23 protein-coding genes, 1 tRNA gene and 1 pseudogene are annotated in these 22291 nt (G+C 61.0%); 17 read left to right on the top strand and 8 right to left on the bottom strand.

Annotated elements, in window-relative coordinates; all coding sequences use genetic code 11:
* Positions 1–64: 64 nt before the first annotated feature.
* From pstC to OC605_RS16405, 5 genes are all read left to right on the top strand, one after another.
* Positions 65–1030: a phosphate ABC transporter permease subunit PstC gene (pstC, locus tag OC605_RS16385; protein ID WP_024012838.1), complete on the top strand. Its 966-nt coding sequence runs from the start codon at positions 65–67 to the stop codon at positions 1028–1030.
* Positions 1030–1941: a phosphate ABC transporter permease PstA gene (gene pstA, locus OC605_RS16390; protein WP_016774590.1), complete on the top strand. Its 912-nt coding sequence runs from the start codon at positions 1030–1032 to the stop codon at positions 1939–1941. The genes pstC and pstA overlap by 1 nt, the downstream gene beginning before the upstream one ends.
* Positions 1942–2016: 75 nt before the next feature.
* A complete protein-coding gene (gene pstB, locus OC605_RS16395; RefSeq protein ID WP_016774591.1) occupies positions 2017–2778 on the top strand; it encodes a phosphate ABC transporter ATP-binding protein PstB in 762 nt (253 codons plus the stop codon).
* A 93-nt stretch (positions 2779–2871) separates the two neighbouring features.
* The gene (locus OC605_RS16400; protein WP_076563142.1) at positions 2872–3570 is read left to right on the top strand and encodes a hypothetical protein; all 699 of its coding nucleotides are present in this window, start codon (positions 2872–2874) and stop codon (positions 3568–3570) included.
* The gene (locus tag OC605_RS16405) at positions 3570–4211 is read left to right on the top strand and encodes a hypothetical protein (RefSeq protein ID WP_262138197.1); all 642 of its coding nucleotides are present in this window, start codon (positions 3570–3572) and stop codon (positions 4209–4211) included. Before OC605_RS16400 ends, OC605_RS16405 begins: the two co-directional genes overlap by 1 nt.
* A 153-nt stretch (positions 4212–4364) precedes the next feature.
* On the opposite strand, the gene OC605_RS16410 is transcribed toward OC605_RS16405, so the two are convergent.
* Positions 4365–4452: transfer RNA gene (locus tag OC605_RS16410), tRNA-Ser, on the bottom strand.
* A 123-nt stretch (positions 4453–4575) separates the two neighbouring features.
* Between OC605_RS16410 and OC605_RS16415 the strand changes: the two genes are divergently transcribed.
* On the top strand, positions 4576–5247 hold the full coding sequence (locus OC605_RS16415; protein WP_262138198.1) for a Bax inhibitor-1/YccA family protein: 672 nt from the start codon (positions 4576–4578) through the stop codon (positions 5245–5247).
* Between the two features lie 65 nt (positions 5248–5312).
* On the opposite strand, the gene OC605_RS16420 is transcribed toward OC605_RS16415, so the two are convergent.
* Positions 5313–5642, bottom strand: a complete 330-nt coding sequence (locus tag OC605_RS16420; protein WP_262138199.1) for a YceK/YidQ family lipoprotein — start codon at positions 5640–5642, stop codon at positions 5313–5315.
* A 58-nt stretch (positions 5643–5700) separates the two neighbouring features.
* Positions 5701–6138 (bottom strand): Lrp/AsnC family transcriptional regulator, encoded by a 438-nt coding sequence (locus OC605_RS16425; protein ID WP_038368669.1) that lies wholly within the window; start codon positions 6136–6138, stop codon positions 5701–5703.
* Between the two features lie 148 nt (positions 6139–6286).
* On the opposite strand from OC605_RS16425, the gene OC605_RS16430 reads away from it, so the two are divergent.
* Positions 6287–7180: a DMT family transporter gene (locus OC605_RS16430; RefSeq protein WP_262138201.1), complete on the top strand. Its 894-nt coding sequence runs from the start codon at positions 6287–6289 to the stop codon at positions 7178–7180.
* A 3-nt stretch (positions 7181–7183) separates the two neighbouring features.
* Here OC605_RS16430 and OC605_RS16435 read toward each other — a convergent pair whose 3' ends face one another.
* The 4 genes and pseudogenes from OC605_RS16435 to OC605_RS16450 form a co-directional block, all read right to left on the bottom strand.
* On the bottom strand, positions 7184–8224 hold the full coding sequence (locus OC605_RS16435; RefSeq protein ID WP_038861649.1) for an FUSC family protein: 1041 nt from the start codon (positions 8222–8224) through the stop codon (positions 7184–7186).
* Between the two features lie 57 nt (positions 8225–8281).
* Positions 8282–9241 (bottom strand): HlyD family secretion protein, encoded by a 960-nt coding sequence (locus OC605_RS16440; protein ID WP_016774598.1) that lies wholly within the window; start codon positions 9239–9241, stop codon positions 8282–8284.
* 2 nt (positions 9242–9243) lie between these two features.
* Positions 9244–9600, bottom strand: coding sequence for a DUF3302 domain-containing protein (locus tag OC605_RS16445; protein WP_262138204.1), 357 nt, complete (start codon positions 9598–9600; stop codon positions 9244–9246).
* Between the two features lie 102 nt (positions 9601–9702).
* Positions 9703–11327 (bottom strand): annotated as a pseudogene (locus tag OC605_RS16450) (NADP-dependent glyceraldehyde-3-phosphate dehydrogenase).
* Between the two features lie 376 nt (positions 11328–11703).
* On the opposite strand from OC605_RS16450, the gene OC605_RS16455 reads away from it, so the two are divergent.
* The 10 genes from OC605_RS16455 to OC605_RS16500 all read left to right on the top strand — a co-directional run bounded on the left by OC605_RS16455 (position 11704) and on the right by OC605_RS16500 (position 21784).
* Positions 11704–12315 (top strand): transposase, encoded by a 612-nt coding sequence (locus tag OC605_RS16455; RefSeq protein ID WP_262138205.1) that lies wholly within the window; start codon positions 11704–11706, stop codon positions 12313–12315.
* Between the two features lie 54 nt (positions 12316–12369).
* Positions 12370–13968: a ShlB/FhaC/HecB family hemolysin secretion/activation protein gene (locus OC605_RS16460; protein WP_262138207.1), complete on the top strand. Its 1599-nt coding sequence runs from the start codon at positions 12370–12372 to the stop codon at positions 13966–13968.
* A 12-nt stretch (positions 13969–13980) separates the two neighbouring features.
* Positions 13981–15780: a DUF2341 domain-containing protein gene (locus OC605_RS16465; RefSeq protein ID WP_262138209.1), complete on the top strand. Its 1800-nt coding sequence runs from the start codon at positions 13981–13983 to the stop codon at positions 15778–15780.
* Between the two features lie 11 nt (positions 15781–15791).
* Positions 15792–16217, top strand: a complete 426-nt coding sequence (locus OC605_RS16470; protein ID WP_003201710.1) for an ExbD/TolR family protein — start codon at positions 15792–15794, stop codon at positions 16215–16217.
* Positions 16218–16220: 3 nt separating this feature from the next.
* The gene (locus tag OC605_RS16475; RefSeq protein ID WP_262138212.1) at positions 16221–16925 is read left to right on the top strand and encodes an energy transducer TonB; all 705 of its coding nucleotides are present in this window, start codon (positions 16221–16223) and stop codon (positions 16923–16925) included.
* Positions 16926–16964: 39 nt separating this feature from the next.
* Entirely contained in the window at positions 16965–18662 is a 1698-nt protein-coding gene (locus OC605_RS16480; RefSeq protein WP_262138214.1) for a putative porin, read from the top strand.
* Positions 18663–18679: 17 nt separating this feature from the next.
* Entirely contained in the window at positions 18680–19309 is a 630-nt protein-coding gene (locus OC605_RS16485) for a DNA repair protein (protein WP_262138215.1), read from the top strand.
* A gap of 17 nt (positions 19310–19326) precedes the next feature.
* Entirely contained in the window at positions 19327–19797 is a 471-nt protein-coding gene (locus OC605_RS16490) for a YbjN domain-containing protein (RefSeq protein ID WP_262138218.1), read from the top strand.
* Entirely contained in the window at positions 19794–20741 is a 948-nt protein-coding gene (locus tag OC605_RS16495) for a peptidylprolyl isomerase (RefSeq protein ID WP_262138220.1), read from the top strand. Before OC605_RS16490 ends, OC605_RS16495 begins: the two co-directional genes overlap by 4 nt.
* Positions 20742–20803: 62 nt before the next feature.
* The gene (locus OC605_RS16500; protein ID WP_262138221.1) at positions 20804–21784 is read left to right on the top strand and encodes a substrate-binding domain-containing protein; all 981 of its coding nucleotides are present in this window, start codon (positions 20804–20806) and stop codon (positions 21782–21784) included.
* A 284-nt stretch (positions 21785–22068) separates the two neighbouring features.
* Here OC605_RS16500 and OC605_RS16505 read toward each other — a convergent pair.
* A partial coding sequence (locus OC605_RS16505) for a DUF6124 family protein (protein ID WP_241001822.1) occupies positions 22069–22291 on the bottom strand: 223 nt, incomplete at its 5' end.

Here is a 22291-nt window from a genome sequence, read left to right on the forward strand (position 1 = left end):
TCTCTCTCGGCGTGTGCGTCTGCGCCACGCCGGGAGAGTTTTCCCCCTGTTCCGGACTTAGCCCATGAACAAACCTTTTGTCGTACCGGTTAATCCCGACTCTGCCTGCCAGCCACCCTCGACGAAGGATTTTCTGGTTGATCGCACCTTCCGCGCGCTCGCACGCATCGGTGTGGTACTGATTCTGGCGCTGGTATTTGCACTGGTGTTCGAAGTCGGACGCAAGGCACTTCCCGGTATGGAGAAGCACGGCTTCGATGTGCTTCTGGGCAGCGTGTGGGACGTCAACCAAGGCAAATACGGCATCCTGCCGGCCATCTGGGGCACGCTTTACAGCGCCTTCATCGCTTTGCTGATCGCCGGTGTCTTTGGCGTGAGCATGGCGATTTTCCTGACCCAGGATTTCCTGCCGACCAAGCTCGCTGCGCTGTTTCGCACCATCGTCGAACTGCTCGCGGCCATCCCCAGCGTGGTCTATGGCCTGTGGGGGATCTATGTGGTGATCCCGGCGATTCGGCCGCTGACGACCTGGTTGAACAGCGAGCTGGGCTGGATACCCTTTTTCGGCACGTCCCTGAGCGGTCCGGGCCTGCTGCCCGCAGCGCTGGTACTCGCGATCATGATTCTGCCGACCATTGCCGCCGTGTCGCAGGACGCGCTGACGGCTGTGCCGATGAAAACCAAACAGGCCGCGTACGGCATGGGCACTACCCATTGGGAAGCGATTCTCAAGGTGATGGTGCCTTCGGCCGCCACCGGCATTTTCGGCTCGCTGGTACTGGGCCTGGGGCGCGCGCTGGGTGAAACGATGGCGCTGGCCATGCTGGTCGGCAATGCCAACAACATTTCCCTCTCGTTGTTTGCACCGGCCAACACGCTTGCCGCTCTGCTGGCGCTGAACTTCCCCGAAGCCGGGCCGAACGAGATCGAGGTGTTGATGTATGCCGCGCTCGTGCTGATGTTGATTACGCTGATCGTGAACATTTTCGGCTCGATGATCATGATGTACGCCCAACGGGGTAACAAGTGATGACTGATCTGACCGCAGCAACAGACCTGACGGCGCCAACCGGTGCGATGCCCAGCTTGCAACGCAGATTCGAAGGCCGTGCGCTGCGCAGCCTGATCCTGACCACCCTGGTCTGGGCAGGTGCTTTGCTGGCCAGCGTGCCGCTGATTTCCGTGCTCTACATGCTGATCACCCGTGGTGGCGCGCGTCTGAACCTGGAAGTCTTCACCGAACTGCCGCCGACCGGCTTCGAGATGGGCGGCGGTTTCGGCAACGCGATGGCGGGTACCTTTGTGATGGTCGGTATCGCGGCAGCGATCGCGGTGCCGGTCGGGATCATGGCGGCCATTTTTCTGGCTGAACTGGGGCCGGACAGCAAGCTGGGGAACGCCGCGCGTTTTGCCGCCAAGATGCTTACGGGCCTGCCATCAATCCTGGCAGGTGTATTTGCCTACGCCTTGGTAGTGATGACCACCGGCACGTATTCGGCACCGGCAGGTGGCGTGGCGCTCGCCGTCCTGATGCTGCCTATCGTGGTGCTGACCGCCGAAGAGTCGATGCGGATGGTGCCCAAGATCATGAAAGATGCTGCTTATGGCATGGGCTGCACGCGCTCGCAGGTCATCTGGAAAATCATCTTGCCGACCGGCATGCCGGCGATCCTGACTGGCGTGATGCTCGCCGTGGCGCGTGCCGCAGGCGAGACGGCACCGTTGTTGTTTACCGCGCTGTTCAGCAACTACTGGATCTACCACCAGGGCAATCTCGATGTCATGAATCCGACTGCCTCGCTGGCGGTGCTGATCTACAACTTCTCCGGCATGCCTTTTGATAACCAGCTCGAGCTCGCATGGGCGGCCTCGTTGGTGCTGGTGATGATCGTGCTGTTCGTGAACATCATCAGCCGGATTTTCGGCAAGCCCAAGTATTAAGAACGGGAGCATCTGATTTTGAACGTATCCACTGCGCAAATTGCCGCTCCGTTTGTCACCCAGGCGCCTGTAGTCATGGACTGCAAACTGGACAAGATTTTCTACGGCAACTTCATGGCAGTACGTGACAGCCACGTGCCCATCGAGAAAAACAAGATCACCGGATTCATCGGTCCCTCAGGCTGCGGCAAAAGTACCGTGCTGCGCAGTCTCAACCGGATGAACGATCTGGTGAAGGGCTTTCGTTTCGAGGGCCATGTGCATTTCCTCGGCCAGGACGTCTACGGCAAGGGCGTCGATCCGGTGGTCGTACGTCGCTACATCGGCATGGTGTTTCAACAGCCTAACCCGTTCTCGATGAGCATCTTCGACAACGTGGCGTTTGGTCTTCGCCTCAACCGCTACAAGGGCGATATCGGCGACCGCGTCAAGCATGCGCTGCAAGGCGCCGCGCTGTGGGACGAAGTCAAGGACAAGCTCAAGGTCAGCGGCCTGTCGCTCTCCGGTGGCCAGCAACAACGCCTGTGTATCGCCCGGGCAATCGCCACCGAGCCGGAAGTCCTGCTGCTGGATGAGCCTTGTTCGGCACTCGACCCGATCGCCACCCGACGCGTCGAAGAGTTGATGGTCGAGTTGAAGAAGGACTACACCATCGCACTGGTGACCCACAACATGCAGCAAGCCATCCGTGTTGCTGACACCACAGCGTTTTTCTCGGTGGATATTTCCCAGGGCACACGCACCGGTTATCTGGTCGAGATGGGCCCGACGGCACAGATCTTCGACAACCCCCGTGAACAGATGACCGGCGATTACATCAGCGGCAAGTTCAGCTGAGCCTTGCCACCGGTCACGGCCGCCTACCTGCACAAGCCAAATGGATTTGGCGGGCATCGGTGGACATTTACCAAGCGTTTCCAAGGAGCTCCAATGCCTGCCACGCATCGCCTTGATTTGCCTGCGATTGAACGCGCACTGCGGAAAGTGCAGAGCCGTTTCGCCGAACTCAGCCGGCACTTCACCGAACCTCGGGACCCGTTCACTGACGAAGTTCTGCACAATGTGCTTGAAGGCTATGCGTTGGTTGACGAATATGTTGCCCGCGGCGTCGACCTGTTCGATCTGCAGCAACTGAACCTGATGCTGGAGATCAATGCCACGGTGCTGTGTGGCCGGGATCCGGCGCGCCGCCTGGAATACGCCCAGCATCTGGCAGCTACCGAGGCGCATTTCTTCAACAATGTTGAGGGAGGCATCAAGGACTTGTACAACTGGTATTGCGCGTATCGCAGTGAGTCAGTCTGGAAGCGTGCAGCGGGTGTCTATGTGCGCATTCTGAGCAAGCCGCAGCTGTTTATCGAAGGCAACAACCGCAGTGGCTCGCTGATTGTCAGCTACCTGCTCATGCGCGCGGGGCTGCCTCCATTCGTGTTGACCCTGGAAAACGCCGAGGGCTATTTCAACCCGTCCTCGGTCATCCGCAACTCCGCCAAGCATGGCGTCAAGGCGTTGTACGAATTGCCCAAGATCAAGAAAAAATATGCAGCATTCCTGGAAGAACAGGCGCCCGATCCAATGAAGTTCTTTCTCAAAGGCAAGCCTTTGCCTCTCTCTCAAGGTGGCCATTGATGAACTGGGCACCAGCATTTGCCAGATTGAGAACCTTCGGCAGCCGGGCAGGGCAGGCTATCCGCTGCGCTTTGCCGCAGTTGTTCGAACGTCAGCGCATACGAATTTCGTTCGATATCGATGACACGCTCGCCTGCCAGCTCCACCACTGCGCAGTCGAGAACAGTCGACTACCGGCCTGTATTCATCGTTGGCTGGGTGAACCGTTGCGGATGGGCACACGATCACTTATCCGAGAGCTGCGTCGCCAGAATTGCAGTGTCTGGGTCTACACCTCATCCGGGCGCACGCCGTCCTATATCAGGCGCTGGTTGGCGCTGTACGGTATCCGCGTCGACGGCGTGGTCAACAGCGTGCTGCACAACCGTGCCCTGACGGCGCACGGAATGTCGAATGCGCCTTCCAAGTATCCGCCAGCGTTCGATATCGACTTGCATGTCGATGACTCCGAGGGCGTGCAGATTGAAGGCAAGGATCATGGCTTCCGGGTGGTCGTGGTACATCCCGAGGATGATCGCTGGGCGCAGAAAGTGCTCGATTCGGTGGCCAAGGTCCAGGCGCAGCTCGCCTGGCAGCAAATGCTCAGACCTCAGGCGCCGGTGCAACAGCGTGCGGAGGCTGTCTTTGAGTCGCTTGGCTGAGCGAGTACGCATTGGCTATCTGGACAGCAGCGCCTCAGGTGTACGAGGCACTGCTGAGAAATGACTCAATAGATGCGCAAACGCTGCTGCGCAAAAACATGTCTCGCAGAAACGACAAAGCCCTGAATAATCAGGGCTTTGTTGTACATAAGATGGCGGAGGCGATGGGATTCGAACTCATGGACCTGTTACAGTCGACGGTTTTCAAGACCGTTGCCTTAAACCACTCGGCCACACCTCCGTTTGCGTTGCGGGCGCCATAATACCTGAATGAAACACACTGTCAAACTCTCTGCATGGCTTGTTACAGAGCGTCTGTTATGATCTTTGCGACTGAACGTTTCAAACCAACAGGAGTGTCGCCATGCGCGAACAGGATTACGCAGTTAATAACAGCGTGCAGGCTGAGCAGCTAGAGGTTAGCCGCGTCCTGCGCAACACTTATGGTCTCTTGGCTCTGACCCTCGCATTCAGCGGCGTGATGGCCTTCGTAGCCCAGCAGATGCGTGTCGGCTACCCGAACATTTTCGTGGTGCTGATCGGCTTCTACGGGCTGTTCTTCCTCACCAACAAACTCCGTGATTCCGCGTGGGGCCTGGTATCCGCCTTCGCGTTGACCGGTTTCATGGGTTTCCTGCTCGGCCCGATCCTCAACCGTTACCTGGGCATGCAGGGCGGCGCTGAAGTGGTTAGCTCGGCGTTCGCCATGACCGCACTGGTGTTCGGTGGTCTGTCGGCCTACGTGCTGATCACCCGCAAGGACATGAGCTTCCTCGGTGGCTTCATCACCGCCGGCTTCTTCGTCCTGCTGGGCGCTACACTGGCGAGCTTCTTCTTCCAGATCAGCGGCCTGCAACTGGCGATCAGCGCCGGCTTCGTGCTGTTCTCGTCGGTGTGCATTCTGTTTCAGACCAGCGCGATCATCCACGGCGGCGAGCGCAACTACATCATGGCGACCATCAGCCTGTATGTATCGATCTACAACCTGTTCGTCAGCCTGCTGCAACTGTTCGGCATCATGAGCCGCGACTACTGATCGTAATGGCTGCAATAAAAAACCCGCTTCGGCGGGTTTTTTATCGTCTGGAGAAAAGTGTCTGCTCAGTTGATGACGATGCTGCCATCCACTTGCTGACGGTAGATCGTGTAGGGCAGCAGCAAGGTATCGAGCGCGCCGGAGACCACGGCGTCCACCAGCACCACCGGAATCGCCGCGTTGCGGTGATCGTCGGGATCGATGCCTGAGGCCAGCGGAGCGTTCAGCGTGCAGAAGTCATAGGCGAGGCCGCTGTAGATTCTCGGTACCGCGCCGCAATAACTTTTCTGCTGCTTGAGCCCGTCAACGGCAGCCTGGTCGTCGCGCGCCACCGTTTGAATCGTGCCACAGCCGCCGAGCACCATGCCGGCCAGCAGTATCGCCTGAATTTTCATAGCGCCATTCCTTAGCCGCGAAAAACCCCAATCTACGCCGATCAAAGGCAAAAGGCACCTACGCCATCGGTGGCAGGCGTCGCTTGACCGGGGTCTTCTTGACGATCGCGGTGTTGGTTTCAGCCAACGTATTCAGTCGGTCGAGCAGGGTATCGAGCTGTTCCATCGAGCGCACGTGCAGGCGGGCGATAAAGCAGTCCTCACCGGTGACCTTGTCGCACTCGGTGAATTCCGGAATCGACATGATCTGCCGCTCAACCTCCTGCAATTGCCCTGGCAGTGGCCGTACGCGAACGATCGCCTGCAACTGATAGCCGAAGCATTTCGGATCGATCTCCACCGTGTAGCCCTTGAGCACGCCGCGTTCTTCCAGACGCCGCAACCGCTCGGCCACGCTGGGCGATGACAGGCCGCTGATCTGCGCCAGCGCTTTGAGCGAGCGCCGCGAGTCTTCCATCAGCGCGCTGATAAGGATCTGATCGATATCGTCAGTCACGTTTAAACTCCGGATAAGGCAAAGGGCGCAAATCACCCTCGATAAAAAAGGCGAAAACCAAGTTTAGCCTGCTTTATGCGCTGGAGCAGCCCGAGGTGCGCTTGGCATACTTTTGCCACGCTTCGCTCACAGCCTCAGGAGAACAATAATGGACAACGCAATCCGCCGCGGCTCGCTGGTAATGACCGCGGCCATGCTGATATCCGGGACGATCGGCTGGTTTGTGCTGGTGTCCGGGCAACCGGTGCTCGATGTGGTGTTCTGGCGCTGCGTGTTCGGCGCCGGCACGTTGTTGTTGGTCTGCGCCGCGTTCGGCTTTCTGCGTCCGGGGATTCTGACCCGCACAACGTTTCTGCTGGCGGTGCTCAGTGGAATGGCGATTGTCGGCAATTGGGTGCTGCTGTTCGCATCCTATTCCCGCGCCTCGATTGCCATTGGTACGGCGGTCTATAACGTGCAGCCGTTCATGCTGGTCGGTCTGGCGGCACTGTTTCTCGGCGAGAAAATTACCCTGCAGAAGCTGTTCTGGCTGGCGATTTCGTTCATGGGCATGCTGGTGATCGTCAGCGCCCATGGCACGCAAGGCGAGGAGGGTAACGATTACTTGATGGGGATTGCCCTGGCGTTGGGCGCGGCGTTTCTGTATGCGATCGCTGCACTGATCATCAAGCGCCTGACCGGCACGCCGCCGCACCTGATTGCGATGATTCAAGTCTGCACAGGTGTGTTGTTGCTCGCGCCTTTCGCGCATTTCGATGCGTTGCCGCAAGGCGCCGATGCCTGGGCGAGTCTGCTGACTCTGGGAATTGTTCACACCGGTCTGATGTACGTTTTGCTGTACGGCGCGATTCAAAAATTGCCGACGGCATTGACCGGCGCACTGTCGTTCATCTATCCGATCGCGGCGATCTTCGTTGACTGGTTCGCCTTCGGCCATCGCCTCGAATTGCTGCAGTGGATCGGCGTGGCGGCGATCCTGCTGGCCGCCGCCGGCATGCAACAAGGTTGGGGCTGGAAAGCCCGGCGGCTGGCAGCGCAATAAGAGTCAGATGTTCCAGCGCGGTGCGGTTGCGGCCAGGCGCTGGCGCATCTCGCTGATATTGGCGGCGAGTTGGCGGGTCAGCATCCGGTAGCCGTCGAGCGTATTGGCAACCGGCGCATCAAGGTCCGCTGCTGGCAGCTCCATCGGCCGCTCCAGCCGCTGCGAAGCGCCGGTTTTCAACGCGCGGGCCATGCCGATCAGTTGCACGCGAATCTGCCGGTGCTCAGCCTTCAGTGCCGTTTGCAGATGTGCCGTGGCCTGCGGATCACTTGCGTTGGGGCGGATATTGCCGAGAATCTCCAGCGTGCTGATGCACATGCGCAGGTTGCGCTGGATGGCGTCGAGTTCGGTCATGGAAATCTTCACTTCCTTGGACACCGACGGCATCAGCGAACGCAGCTGCACCATCACCGCACCGACCTTGCTCATCAGTCGCACGTGTTCGTCGGCGCTGACCGCTTCACCGTTGATGATGCGCCCGTACACCGTAGCGCAATCGCGCAAGGCATCGGCAAGGTTGTAACGCCACGAGTAGACCGCGTACAGCGGCAGGGCGAAGGAAAACGCCAGGGCGAGGGCGATGCCGATCAGGATGTCGACCCCGCGCCACAGTCCATCGGTGATCGGGTTGTCGCCATGCCCGGCGACGATGAACACCGTGATGGCCGAGAGCAGGGCGGTGTAGCCGCCCTTGCCGATCGCGTGATAGGAGAAAAACCCACAGACCACGGCCATGGAAAAGTAGGTCAGCCACGGCATGCCCAGCCAGGCGTGCTGAGCCACTAGGGCCAATCCGACCCCCGCGCCGATCAAGGTACCGATGGCGCGCTCGGCGGCTTTTTTGCCGATGTTGCCGTGGTGCTGCAAACCGCCGATCACCACCAGCATGGTCACCGATGCCCATTCACCGTGGGGCAGGTTGATGCCAGTGGTCAGCAGAATCGTCGCCAGCAACCCCAACGCCACCCGCACGGAATGGATCAGGCGGGCGTGACGGTAGCGCCGATACGGGTCCAGCAACGGACGCAGGATACGGCGCAACAGCGGTGGCAGGCGGTGGGTGCTGTAAGTAGTCAGTGCGAACCTCGTGAGTCAGTCAAATCAGTGGAAGGGGAAAATGTAATTCATCCAGGCGGACATGCGCAGCAGGATTTTGCGCATCGCGCCGATGTGATGAAAGTGCTGACTGTAAAGCGCCGCTTGTCCGTAGGCGCCGCCCGGCATGAGCGCGCTGTATTCGGCGAACGCCGGGTCAGTGATTTCAATGATCACCGGCACCCGTCCCGCCGGTGGCGAGCCGGTGTAACTGATCAGGGTGCCGGAAGGTTGCACCTGGCCCTCGGCGATCACCCCGATCACACTTTTCACCCGACCGGCGAAGACCTTGCCGGGAATGCCATCGAAGGCGACTTCGGCCTCGTCGCCCACGGTCAGACGCAGCAGGCTGTTCTGACGCATCCAAGCGGCGAAGTACTGACCTTCCTGCGGAATAAACACCATCGACGGGCGCAGCGGCAGCTTGCTCGCCATCATTCCCGGGCGCAGCGAAACGTGGGTGACGAAGCCTTTGCTCGGCGCTCGAACCACGGTGTTGTCCAGCTCGAACTGCGCATTGTCGAGTTGCGCCTGCAGATCGTCGGTGCGGGCAATGGCCGCATCCAGTTCACGCTGAGTGCCGAAGTTGCGGCGGATCAGTTCGGTGATGCGGTAGCGGTCGCCCTTGGCTGCAACCAGTTGCGCCTTGAGCGATTTCAGGCGGTTCTGGAAAGGCGTGGGATCGATGCGGAACAGCACGTCGCCTTTTTCCAGGGGTTCGTTGCCCTTTACCGGCACGTCGATCACCTGGCCACTGATGATCGGAATCACCGGCACCGAGACAAAGTAGGAGCGCGCCACCTCGGAATAGGGATGGTTGTAGTTCATGGTGAAAATCAGCGCGCCGATGATCAGCACGCCACCCAGGACAGCGGTGGGCACCGTCCATTTGTTCAGCGGAATGCGGAAGATCTTGAAGATGGCGACGCAGAGTGCGGCGTACGTGAGGATGAGCAACAGATCCATGCTCAGATCCCCCGGCTGTCAGATTGCGGCGCAACCGGCGACTGCGCTTCGAGCCGCTCGATCCGGGCTTGCAGCTCAATGACCTGCTGCTCGAGCCGGATGACATGGTTCTGAACGGGTTTGCCATCGCCGAAACCCCAACCGCGGTCCTCGCGATAAGCCATCGCCCAGATCCACAGAAACGGCCAGAGTGCATGCAAGGTGAACAGACTGACCCAGCCCGTGGCATGGATCGCGTCCTGGTGCGGGTGGTTGCGATGAACGGCGATTTCGTACGGAATGTCATGCAGCACGATGATCCCGTAAAACAGCACGAGACCGACAAAAACCAACAGACCCAATGCGAAGTAATCGAGCATGGTCAGCCTCCCGGGCTTCCAGCAATGCTGGGCTGAGTGTAGTCACTGAATGGCCGGGGGGCTGGCGGATCGGCAGGATCGTTCAATCCTGCCGATCATCCGTCAAAAGATGTAATCGGTGGTCAGGAAACTCGAATCACGCCCGCGAATGATCTCGCTGATCAGGTCCTTGTTGCTCTCCTGGAATTTGGTCGCCACCAGCGTGCGGATCGAAAACACCCGCAAGGCATCGTGAACCGAGAGCGTGCCTTCGGCGGAGTTTTTGCGGCCATTGAACGGGTAAGTGTCCGGGCCGCGCTGGCACTGGGCGTTGAGGTTGATCCGCCCGACCTGGTTGGCGAAAGTGTCGACCAGCCGGCCGACCGCCACCGGGTTGGTGCCGAAGATGCTCAACTGCTGGCCGAAATCGGATTCCAGCACGTAGTCGATCACGGTATCGAGGTGGCGGTACGGCACGATGGGCACGACCGGGCCGAACTGTTCTTCCTGATACACGCGCATCTGCGGGTTCACCGGATAGAGCACTGCCGGGTAGAAGAACGAGGCGTGGGACTCGCCACCATTCGGGTTGACCACCTGGGCGCCTTTGCTTTGCGCATCCGCGACCAGACCATGCAGATAATCGACCTTGCCCGACTCCGGCAGTGGCGTCAGCGCCACGCCACTGTCCCACGGCATGCCCGGTTTCAGCGTGGCCAGTCTGGCGTTAAATTTCTCGATGAAGCTGTCGACCACGTCTTCATGCACGAAAAGGATTTTCAGTGCGGTGCAGCGCTGGCCGTTGAACGACAGCGAACCGGTGACCGCTTCGCTGACGGCGTTGTCGAGATCGACTTCGGGCAGGACGATACCCGGGTTCTTGGCGTCCAGACCCAGAGCCGCGCGCAAACGGTGTGGTTTCGGGTGCAGCTTCTTCAGGTCACTGGCAGCCTTGTTGGTGCCGATGAAGGCGAAAATGTCGATCTTGCCGCTGGCCATCAGAGCGCTGACGGTCTCGCGGCCGCTGCCGTAGATGACGTTGATCACGCCGCTCGGGAAGCTGTCGCGGAAGGCTTCGAGCAACGGCCGAATCAGCAGCACGCCGAGCTTGGCCGGTTTGAACACCACGGTGTTGCCCATGATCAGTGCCGGAATCAGCGTGGTGAAGGTTTCGTTCAGCGGGTAGTTGTAAGGCCCCATGCACAAGGCGACGCCGAGCGGCACGCGGCGGATCTGGCCGAGGGTGTCCTGCTCCAGCTCAAAGCGGCTGGAACGGCGGTCGAGTTCTTTCAGGGCATTGATGGTGTCGACGATGTAATCGCAGGTGCGATCGAACTCTTTTTCCGAGTCCTTGAGGTTCTTGCCGATCTCCCACATCAGCAGCTTGACCACCGTTTCGCGCTGCTCGCGCATGCGCCCAGGAAAGCTTCGACATGCTGGATGCGCTCGGCCACGCGCATCGTCGGCCACAGGCCCTGACCTCTGTCGTAAGCGCGAACGGCAGCGTCGAGGGCGGTGAGGGCGGTGTCGGCATCCAGCAGCGGCGTGCTGCCGAGGATCACCTGTTCTTCGCCGTTTTCGCTTTTCAGATAAACCGGGGTGGGCGCCTGCGCGAGCGGGCCGTCCCAGCGGCGCAATTGACCATCGACGAGATATTCACGCTGCTCGACCTGAGCGTCGAGGCGATATTTTTCCGGGATGTCGCTGACCGAAGGGAACAGGTTGCCAAGGATGTTTGCTGTGGTCATGTCACTACCCTGTGTTGAAGTCGGCGTGCCGATTGAAAGTCTTGTGAAGGTTATACGCCTGAACGGGCCGGGATTTAACCCCGTGAATGTCATGCGAATGTCACGTAACGGTGCAACCACAGTTCACCCTGTGGGAGCGAGCCTGCTCGCGAAGGCGGCGGCACATCCAGCATCCCCATTGCCTGACACAGCGCTTTCGCGAGCAAGCTCGCTCCCACGGTCGATCGTGTAAATCAGTCAGTCCGTCTTCGGTAATGAAGCTTTTATGACAAAAGTTCGGTAGCCCTTTGCCAGTCCGGTCATGCCTGTGTAACGCGCTTGAGGAGCCTTTCGGGGCGCACTTTGCGAGTCGGGGCGGGACGCCGGGAGTGAGGCAATGGGGACTATGGAACGCTATTCGAAAGTGGGCATGCAGGAACTCGATCAACGCCTGTCGAAGATCGTCGAAGCCGCGCGCAAGAAGCCGGTTTCGGTGTATCGCTACGGCGCGCCGTGGGTCTGGATCGTCTCGCAGGATGACTGGCAGGGCGCTCTGAAAGAAGTGTCCAGCTACATACCGCCGGGCCATTCGCTGGTGTTGTTGCGCCCGCAGATTGACGATCTGCTCGACGCCCACCAGGACCTGCTGCACGACCTCAACGCCGCACCCGGCATGCTCATTCCCCCGCAGACGGTGATGCACATCCTGCTCCTGCAATTGCTGTATTCGGTGCCCAGCGAACAGCAGCTCTATGAACAGCTCAATTACAACCTGCTGTTCCGCTGGTTCGTCGGCCTTGGCCTGAACCAGAAAGTCTGGAGTTTCAGCGCCCTCAGCCGTGACATCGCCACGCTGCTTAACGAGCCGCGCGCGGTGCTGCTGATTCAGAAAATCATCGGCGAAGTGTTCTGCGGTGCCTTGCTGCAAATGCCCGAGTTCTCGCTGAACTTTGCGCTGTTGCACACCTGGCTGGGCAAGCACGCCTGCGCCACAACGATCAGCAATTGACGCAGCACACCGGGCGCTAACGCCCACAGGTCATCGCGAATTTCAGGGGGTAATGTGGAACGGATTTTCACGTCACGGCTGGCGCTGTGGGGCTGGCTGCTGGTGACGGCGGGCGCGCAGCCGGCGCTGGCCGAGGAGGGCGCAGAAGCGCCCGCCGCGCAGCGACTGGTCGACGTCAACGAATACTTCGTGCGCGGCAATACCGTGCTCGATGCCCGCGCGATCGAAGAAGCGGTGTACCCGTTTCTCGGCCCGCAGAAAGCCTTGAGCGACATCGAAGGCGCCCGCGATGCGTTGCAGAAGGCCTATCAGGAACGCGGCTATCAATCGGTGTTTGTCGAGCTGCCCGAGCAGGCCGTGGCCGATGGCATCGTCTATCTGCAAGTCAGCGAAACCAAGGTCGGCCGGGTGCGCGTGGTCGGCGCCAAACACTATTCGCCGCTGGACATTCGCGACAACGTACCGGCGCTCAAAGAAGGCGAGGTGCCGGACTTTGCCAAGGTCCAGGGCGAACTCGCGCAGCTCAACAAGACCCCCGGTCGCCAGGTCATGCCGCTGGTGCGCGAAGGTCAGCGCCCCGGAACCATGGACGTCGACTTGCAGGTCGAAGACCAGAACCCGTGGACGGCCAGCGTCGGCCTCAATAACGATTACAGTGCCGACACCGAAAAGCTGCGCAGCGTCACCACCCTCGGTTACAACAACCTCTGGCAGCTCGGTCACAGCGTCAACCTGACGTTCTTCACCGCGCCGCAGGAAACCGACAACGCCAAGGTCTGGTCGGGGTCCTACACCGCGCCGCTGAGCGAGCGCTGGAGCGTGCAGTTCTCCGGTTACCAGTCCGACAGCAACGTCGCCACCATCGGCGGCAGCAACGTGCTCGGCAAGGGTCATTCTTACGGCGTCGCGGCGATTTACACGCTGCCCTCGAGCGGCAATTGGTCGAACTCGTTGTCCGCCGGCATCGACTTCAAGGACTTCGACGAGCGCCTGAGCCTGTCCGGCGAAAGCGACAAGGTGCCGCTCAAATACGCGCCGTTCACCTTCGCCTACAACGGCTTTCGCTACAGCGAAAAGAGCCAGCTCGGCCTCGGCCTGAGTCTGGTTGCCGCCACGCGCAGCGTGTTCGGCTACGGCAGCGACGACGAAGACTTCGACTACAAACGCTATCGCGCCAAACCGAGTTTCGCCGTGCTCAAGGGCGACACCAACTACACCTGGACATTCGACAGCGACTGGCAGAGCGCAAGCAAAGCCGCATTCCAACTCGCCTCGGGGCCGCTGGTTTCCAACGAACAATTCTCCGCCGGTGGCGCCACCTCGGTGCGCGGCTATCTGGCGGCTGAACGTACCGCCGATGACGGCTATTTGCTCAGCCAGGAATTGCGCACCCCGTCGCTGGCGAAATTCGCCGGCACGTGGATGCAGGACTGGCGCTTCTATGCCTTCGCCGAAGGCGCGCAGTTGTACCTGCGCGACGAACTGCCGGATCAGGACGCCAATTACGCCCTGGCCAGCGTCGGCCTCGGTACCCGCGCCAGCCTCAGTAAATGGCTGTCCGGCAGCCTCGACTGGGGCTACCCGCTACTCGAAGGGCCGAACACCTCAAAGCAGGAATCGCGCCTGCACTTCAACCTTCAAGCCACTTTCTAACGGAGCACGTCCATGCAACGCCTCTTCCTTTCGTTGTTGATCTGCCTGGGCTTCGTGCTCCCGGCCACGGCTCAGGCCTGGTGGCAGGACGACTGGCATTACCGCAAACAGATCGCCGTCGACACCACCCCGCAAGGCGCGGCGATCAATCAGGCCCTCGGCCGCACCGCGCTGCTGGTGCGCCTGCACACCGGCAACTTCACCTTCGACGGCGTGAAAGAGGACGGCTCCGATCTGCGCTTCGTCGCGGCGGATGACAAAACCGTGCTCAACCACCAGATCGAAAGTTTCGACGCGCTGATGGGCATGGCGCTGATCTGGGTCGATGTGCCGAATGTCGAGGGCGGTCAGCGTCAGGACATCTGGATGTACTACGGCAATCAGAAAGCCCCGGCCACTGGCAACGGCCAACTCACCTTCGATCCGAATTACACCGCGCTGTATCACTTCGACGGCGCCACCGGCACCCCGGCGAAAGACACCACGGCGTACGGCAACACCGCGCAAAGCGCGACCGGCACAGCGATCGATGGCGTCGTCGGGCGCGCCTTGCAGTTCAGCGGCCAGCCGTTGTTGCTGCCGGCCAGTCCGTCGCTGCAACACAACGCCGGCAGCGCGTTCACCTTCAGTGCGTGGCTGCGTCTGGATCAGGCCTCTGACGAGCAACTGATCCTGGCTCGGCGCGAAGGCACGCAAAGTCTGCTGATCGGTGTCAGCCAAGGCCTGCCATTCGTGGAAATCGACGGCCAGCGCGCTGCCGCCACGCAAGCTCTGGTTCCGGCGCAATGGCAACACGTTGCGCTGACCGCCGAGGGTTCGAAAGTCACCCTGTACATCAACGGTCGCGAGAGTGCTGCGTTGGCTCAGGCGATGCCGGCGTTCAACTCGGTCATGGCCATCGGCGCCGATCTGCAGGAAGGTGCGTTCCAGCCATTCGCTGGTGCCATCGACGAACTGCGCCTGTCGAAAGTCGCCCGCCCGGCCGCGCTGTTGCTGGCCGATGCCACCTCGCAAGGCGCCGAGTCGAAACTTGTCGCTTACGGCGTCGATGAAGAGCAGTCCGGCTTTGGCTTCGGCAGCCTCGGCTTCCTGCTCAACGCGGTGCCAGTCGACGCCTGGGTGATCATCGCCGTGCTGGTGCTGATGATGTTCCAGTCGTGGATCATCATGCTGCGCAAGAACCGCAGCCTCAGCCGCGTCACTGCGGCCAACGAAGACTTCCGCGTGCAATTCGCCAAGGTCGGCACGCGTCTGGAGATGTTCGCCGACGACGCGCAACTGGCTCAGCGTCTGCAGCATTCGTCGCTGTGGCGCCTGTACCTGGTGGCGGTCAAAGAGATTCGCACCCGCCGTGAGCAGGGCGCCGATACCTCCTCGGTTTCAGCGGCGACCATCGAAGCCATCCGCTGCTCGATGGACGGCGTGCGCACCCGCGAGAACCAACAACTGAGTTCGAAACTCTCGACCCTGTCCAACGCCATCGCCGGCGGTCCGTATATCGGCCTGCTCGGTACGGTGCTGGGGATCATGGTGGTGTTCCTCGGCACGGCGATGGCCGGCGACGTGAATATCAATGCCATCGCGCCGGGCATGGCCGCAGCCTTGCTCGCCACCGCCATGGGCCTGTTCGTCGCGATCCCGGCGCTGTTTGGCTACAACCGTTTGATCACCCGCAACAAGGAGGTCAGCGCCGACATGCGTGTGTTCGTCGACGAGTTCATCACCCGTCTGGCGGAGATGCACGGCGAGAGCCAGTTCAGTGAGGCGTCGCACCAGCGCGGCCATCACGCCAACCACTCCGTACCGGCCTGAGGAGCACTGCCATGGCGTCCGTAAATGCCTCCCACGACGATGATGACGACGCCGCAGTCGACAGCATCAACATCACTCCGCTGGTCGACGTGCTGATGGTGGTGCTGGTGATGTTCATCCTCACCGCCACCGCGCAGGTCTCCGGGATCCAGATCAACCTGCCCAAGGCCAGCGCGTCGGTGTCGCTGTCGGAAGCCAAGACCAAGGCGATCTCGGTCAACGACGGCGGCCAGGTGTTCCTCGATGCCTATCCGGTCACTTTGGCCGAGTTGGAAGAGCGCCTGCGCATCGAGAAAGCGCAGAGCCCGGATTTCCCGGTGATCGTGCGTGGCGATGCGACGGTGCAGTACCAGAAAGTCATCGAAGTGCTGGACCTGCTGCGTCGGCTCGAACTGTCCCAGGTCGGTCTCGTTACCGGCAAACCGAGTCAGGGCTGAGTCATGACCGCACAACTCCCGATCGAACCGCCGCCCGTGAAAAAGTCGCCGTTGCGCTATGTGAAGTGGGGCGCCGGGTTGCTGGTCGGCGCGCTCGCCGCGTGGTTCCTCTGGCAGTGGGCCAACGACATGGCTGGCGTGCGCCGCGAGGCGCCGAAGGTGCCGACGATCATTCCGTTGCCGCCACCGCCACCACCGCCGCCGGAGAAACCGCCAGAGCCGGAAACGCCGGTGGAAGAAAAAGTCGTCGAGCCCGAGCCAACGCCGGAGCCGGAGGAGGTCAAGCCTGAAGAAGAGGCGCCGCCATCGCCGGCGGACGATCTGGCCAATCCGATGCAAATGGACGGCGACGCGCAGGCCGGCAGCGACGCTTTCAACATCGGCGCGGGCAAGGGCGGCGGCATGGCCGGCGCGGGTGGTGGGCGGTTGGGTACGGGCACGTACAGCCAGTTTCTCGCGTTCACTTTCCAGCGTTTGCTGCGCGAGAACCCCGAGCTGCGCAACCTCGCATTCTCGCTGCAGGCCGATGTCTGGCTGAACAGCGTCGGCGAGATCACCCGTGTCGAGCTGATCAAGTCCAGCGGCAACCCGCAAATCGATACCCAGGTGCTGGCCGCTTTACGCGGTGCGCCAGCCCTCAGCGAACGGCCTCCGGCCTCCATCACCTTGCCCGTGCGCCTGTCCCTGCAAGGGCGGCGTCCGGGTTAATTCACTTATTCAAGCTTCGGCAAAAGGAGTTGTGTGCAGATGATTTCCAACGTGAATCGATTGTCCCTGGCGGTCGGCATGGTCATTGCGACCCTGGTCGGTCAGGCCGTGGCAGCGCCTGCGCCGTCGGAGAACGCCACGATCAATCTGATCCGCTTGCTGGTCGAGCAGGGCATTCTCAAACAGGACAAGGCCGACGCGCTGATCGCCCAGGCGCAGAACGAAGCGGCGCAGGCGAAACAGGCTGCCGCGTCCACCGCAGTCGCGGCCGGGCCGGTCGCTGCGCCGGGCGATGTGCGCGTGCAGTACGTACCGGCAGCCGTGCGCGACCAGATCCGCGATCAGGTCAAAGCCGAGGTCATGGCCACCGCCAAACAGGAAAACTGGGCCGCGCCGAATACCTTTCCGGACTGGGCCTCGCGCATCAGCTTCGACGGCGACATTCGTCTGCGAGACGAATCGCGGTACTACTCGGGCAACAACAGCAACGAAATCGTCGACTTCGCCAAGCTCAACAACAACGGCCCGTACGACGTGAATCCCAACAGCAGCACCAGCCTGCCGCCGTTGCTCAACACCCGCGAAGACCGCGAAAACCTCTTTCGCCTGCGCGCACGCCTGGGCATGAAAGCGGTGATTTCGGAGGAATGGTCCGCCGGCATTCGCATCGGCACCGGTTCGGACAACAACCCGGTATCGACCACGCAGAACCTCGGCGGCGGCTTCGCCAAGAAGGACATCTGGCTCGATCAGGGCTACCTGACCTGGAAGCCAATGGACGAATTGACCCTGACCGGCGGGCGCTTCGCCAATCCGTTCATGTCCACCGACATGCTCTATTCCAACGACCTGAATTTCGACGGTGTGGCGGCGATTTTCGATCACAAGCTCAACCGCGATTGGGGCGTGTTCGGCACCGTCGGCGCGTTCCCGGTGGACTACACCAACGACACTTCCAGCAGCAACGGTTTCGACAAGGAAGAGAGCGACAACAAATGGCTGTACGGCGCTCAGCTCGGCGCGAAATGGGCGATCAACAGCAACAACCGCCTCAAAGGTGCGCTGGCCTATTACCGCTTCGACGACATTCAAGGCCAGCGCTCCAGCCCCTGCGAACCGTGGGCCGGCGCGCCAGGCTGCGACAGCGACGGCACCCGCGCGGCGTTCATGCAGAAGGGCAACAGCGTGTTCCTGCTGCGTGACATCACGCCGAACCCGCTCAACCCGAGCGCCACGCCGCAGCCGCAATTCGTCGGGCTTGCGTCCGAGTTCAACCTGCTCGATCTCAACGTCGTGTGGGACGCCGACCTGCCGCAGGACTTCAAACTGCGCAGCCAAGGCAACTACATCCACAACCTCAGCTACGACGAAGGCGACATGCGCAAGCGTTCCGCCGGGCAGATCGTCAACAACCTCGACAGCAGCGGCGAGATCGAAAGCGGCGCCAACGCATGGATGGTGCAGTTCACCCTCGGCAACGCGCTGGACCTCAAGCGCAAGGGCGACTGGAACCTGTTCGCCGGCTACAAGTACATCCAGCCGGACGCCTTGCCGGACGGCTTCAACGACTCGTCGTTCCACCTCGGCGGCACCAACGCCAAGGGCTATTTCATGGGCGGCAACTACGGCCTGGCGAAGAACGTTTCCGCCACGGGTCGCTGGATGAGCACCGAAGCGGTGTACGGCGCGCCGTTCGACATCGACGTCTTGCAGCTTGAGATCAACACGCGCTTCTAAGGCGCCGGGAGAGCTTTATGAAAACGCGTTTTCTTGCGCTGGGCCTGGGTTTGTTGATTGCCACCGGGGCGAACGGCGAAGGCATGGAAGAACGCTTGCGCACGCAGTTGCGCAGCACCACCCAGCAATTGCAGGCCCTGCAAAGTCAGCAGGCCCAGGCCAGCGCCGCGCAACTGGCGGCGCAGAACGAAGCCAAGGCAGCGCAAGCGCAGATCAAGCAGCTGACTGCCGAACTGGCCAAAGCCAAAGGCCTCGCCGAGCAACTGGCCGGGCAACAACAGAGCCTGCACAGCCAGGCGCAGGCGCAAGTCGCGGCCAGTGCCGAGCAGACCGGCAAGTTCAAAAAAGCCTATGACGAATTGCTGGTCCTCGCTCGTGGCAAAGAAGCCGAACGCACGAAGCTGCAAGCGCAACTGGCGGAACGTGACACACAAGTGCAGCAATGTTCAGCTAAGAATCAGCAAATGTACGGCGTCGCCAAACAGATCCTCACGGCGTACGAAAACATCGACGTCGCCGAAGTGATGAAGATCCGCCAGCCCTTCGCCGGCAGTGCCCGGGTCAAGTTCGATGAACTGGCGCAAGGCTTCGGCGACGAGCTGTACAAAACCCAATTCGACGCGCCGCAAGCCGCGATCGCTCACTGATAACAAGGAAGAAAGCCATGACTCAATTGATCACCCACGTTTCCCCGCAATCGCTGACCGACGTCCTGCAAGCCGCCGGTTACCGCGTCAACCAGAGCGAACAGAACGGCATCGTCCAGTTGCTCAGCGCCAGTCAGGGCATCGGCTACGCCGTGCGGTTCGGCAACCCGGCGATGGATCAGGGCGGGTTCGTTGATTTCACTTTCAGCTGTGCGCTGCGCGTGCAGGGTGAGTTGCCTGAGGGAGTCGCAGAGCAGTGGAATGCTACTCGACGTTTTGCACGGTTGTCGTTGCAGGGTGAGTTTCTGGTCATGGAGATGGACGTGGTCGTGGCTGCTGGCGTGAGCAACGAGCACCTGCGCGGCAATTTGGAATTGTGGGATCGCCTGTTGCAGGAATTCATCGTTTACCTGCGCGATTTCAGCCAGACCACTGCTGTGCAAACCGCCAAATCGGCTATCGCCGAACAAGAGGAAGTCGCACTGTGAAGAAGCCTGTCATGGTGATCGGCGCCGGAGCGGTGGCGCTGTTGGTGGTGGCCGTGGCACTGGTGCTGCGGCCGGGCAGTGACCCGGTCGCCGCTCAGCAGCCGTCGCCGGTGATGCCGGTTGCAGTCGGGCCAGCGGTGGCGCGGTTAGGCAATCAGCAGGTTTCGCCAGAGGAATTGCAGGCGCTGCTGGCCACTGTCCCGGCGCAAACCCGCGAGCAATTGCGCGGCAACCGTGAGGCGCTGGAGCGCTGGATTCGCTCGCGACTGGCGGAAAAAGCCGTGCTGGAACAGGCCGATGCGCAGGGCTGGGCGCAGCGCCCCGACGTCGCCCGGCAGACTCGCGCGGCGACTGAGCAGATCGTGTTCCGTGATTATCTGCGCTCGGTGAGTCAGGTGCCGACGGAGTATCCGAGCGCGGCCGAGTTGCAGCAGGCGTATGACGCGGGGAAGGCCAACTGGCAGACGGCGGCGCTGTACCGGGTCAGTCAGATTTTCCTTGCTGTCAGTGATTCCGCTTCGTTGGAAACCGTGCGCAAACAAGCCGCTGAATTGAGCAAGAAGGCGCAGTCAGCACCGGCTGATTTTGCGGCGCTCGCTACGCAATATTCGCAGGATCGGGTGACGGCAGAGCGGGGCGGTGATACCGGCCTGCAACCGTTGCAACAGCTGGTGCCGGAAGTGCGTGGCGCCGTGGCGCGGCTCAAGGTAGGCGCGGTATCCGATCCCGTGCAGAGCGCCGCCGGATTTCACGTGATCAAACTCACCGAACAGCAACCGGCCCGCACCGCGACGCTGGAGGAACTGCGCGACCAACTGACCCAGGCCCTGCGCGCTCAACGCCAGGAACAGATCGCCCAGGCCTATCTGGACGGCATGCTCAACACCGCCACCCTGAGCATCGACGGCGCTGAACTGAACAAAATCCTCGAGGAAAAACACTGATTTCACCTACAGGGGTCTATGGCGCACTCAAGGCAACTACAAAGATCGACAGGGAGTCATCAATGTCATTCACCGAACCCGCAGGACGCCCGGGCACCGCTGATTACCAAACGCCGAAAACCAGCCCCGAACCCTGGCTCAACCAGGCCGCAACCATCGACAGCGAAGTCGCCCGGTACTTCCTCGCCAGCGCCCGTTGCGGCTGCTTCATGCAAGCCGCGCGCAGCCTCAATGTGCGCTCGACGCTGCTGCGCAAACAACTCGCGCAACTCGAACAACAACTGCAACACAGCCTGTTCAGCTTCCAGGGCAGCGCCCTAACGCTCACCCGCGAAGGCCAACAGTTGCAGGCCCGACTCTGCACCCTGGCCCACGAACGCAAGCTCCCGGTCATTGAACAACCACTGATCCGCCTGGCCATCGCCGAATCCATCCTCCACGACATTCTCGGCCGCGACCTCATCGCACTGCTGCGCCGCAACGCCAGCCTGCGTCTGGAAATCATTGCCCTGGACAGCGAACTGGCGTTGCGTGCGGTCAGCGCCGACATTGTCCTCTGGCTCGCTCCTGGCGATGCTCCAAACCTTGTTCCCACCTTCGCTACCAGCGAACCGCAACACCTCGCGCGAATTGAATATCTGCCGCACATTGCCAAGCGCTATTCGAGGGTGACAGCGCGACCGGAAACGCCGGAAGATCTGGCGGACTTCATGCTGGTGCACTGGCAGTGTGATCGACAGGTTGAGAGCTTTCGCCCGTGGAATGAGTTGGTCGAGCAGCGCTTGGCTGGCATAGTGCAGATGCAATCTTATGAATTGATGCTGGAGATGATCCGCTGTGGCGCGTGCATTGGATTGTTGCCGGCATACATGAGCCGCTTTGACCGAGGCCTCATCGCATTACCCGGATTATTCGCCGAACCGATGCAGCTCCATGCTTGGCTCGCCGTCAACACCGACTCGCAAAACTCCCCCGAAATCCAAGCCCTCACCGACCTCATCCAGCAAACCTTCAACGAACGCCACGAATGGTTCCAGCCTTGACCCGCCCCGTGTAGGAGTGAGCCTGCTCGCGAACACGCCAGCACAGACACCGCACCCGTAATTGAGCAAACCGCATCAACAGTGGGAGCGAGCCTGCTCGCGAAAGCAATCCGCCAGTCGAAGCCACAGTGACTGACAAGTCGCCTTCGCGAGCAAGCTCGCTCCCACAAATTCAGCGCTGTAACCGCAGCCGAGTGAGCGACACAAATACCCTGTGGGAGCGGGCTTGCCCGCGAAGGCGTCGGCACTGCCGGTGCCTTATTCAGAGCCTGTCGCGAGACCCGCTACTGCGGCAACTCCAGATTATCCAGCACCCGATTCACCGCCAGTTCGCCGAGCATGATCAACTGCGCAATCCCCATCAGCGTCCGCCGCTGCGATGGTTTCACCAGCCCGGCAAATTCCTGGGCGATGGTTTTCGCTGAGGCGAGGGTTTCGCATGCATTGGCCAACAGGTCTTCGTTTTTGGTGTCGGCGGTGACGGCGTACATGGCGCGGGGGCTGAAC

The sequence above is a fragment of the Pseudomonas sp. Marseille-Q5117 genome (assembly GCF_946901175.1).
GTDB lineage: Bacteria > Pseudomonadota > Gammaproteobacteria > Pseudomonadales > Pseudomonadaceae > Aquipseudomonas > Aquipseudomonas iranensis.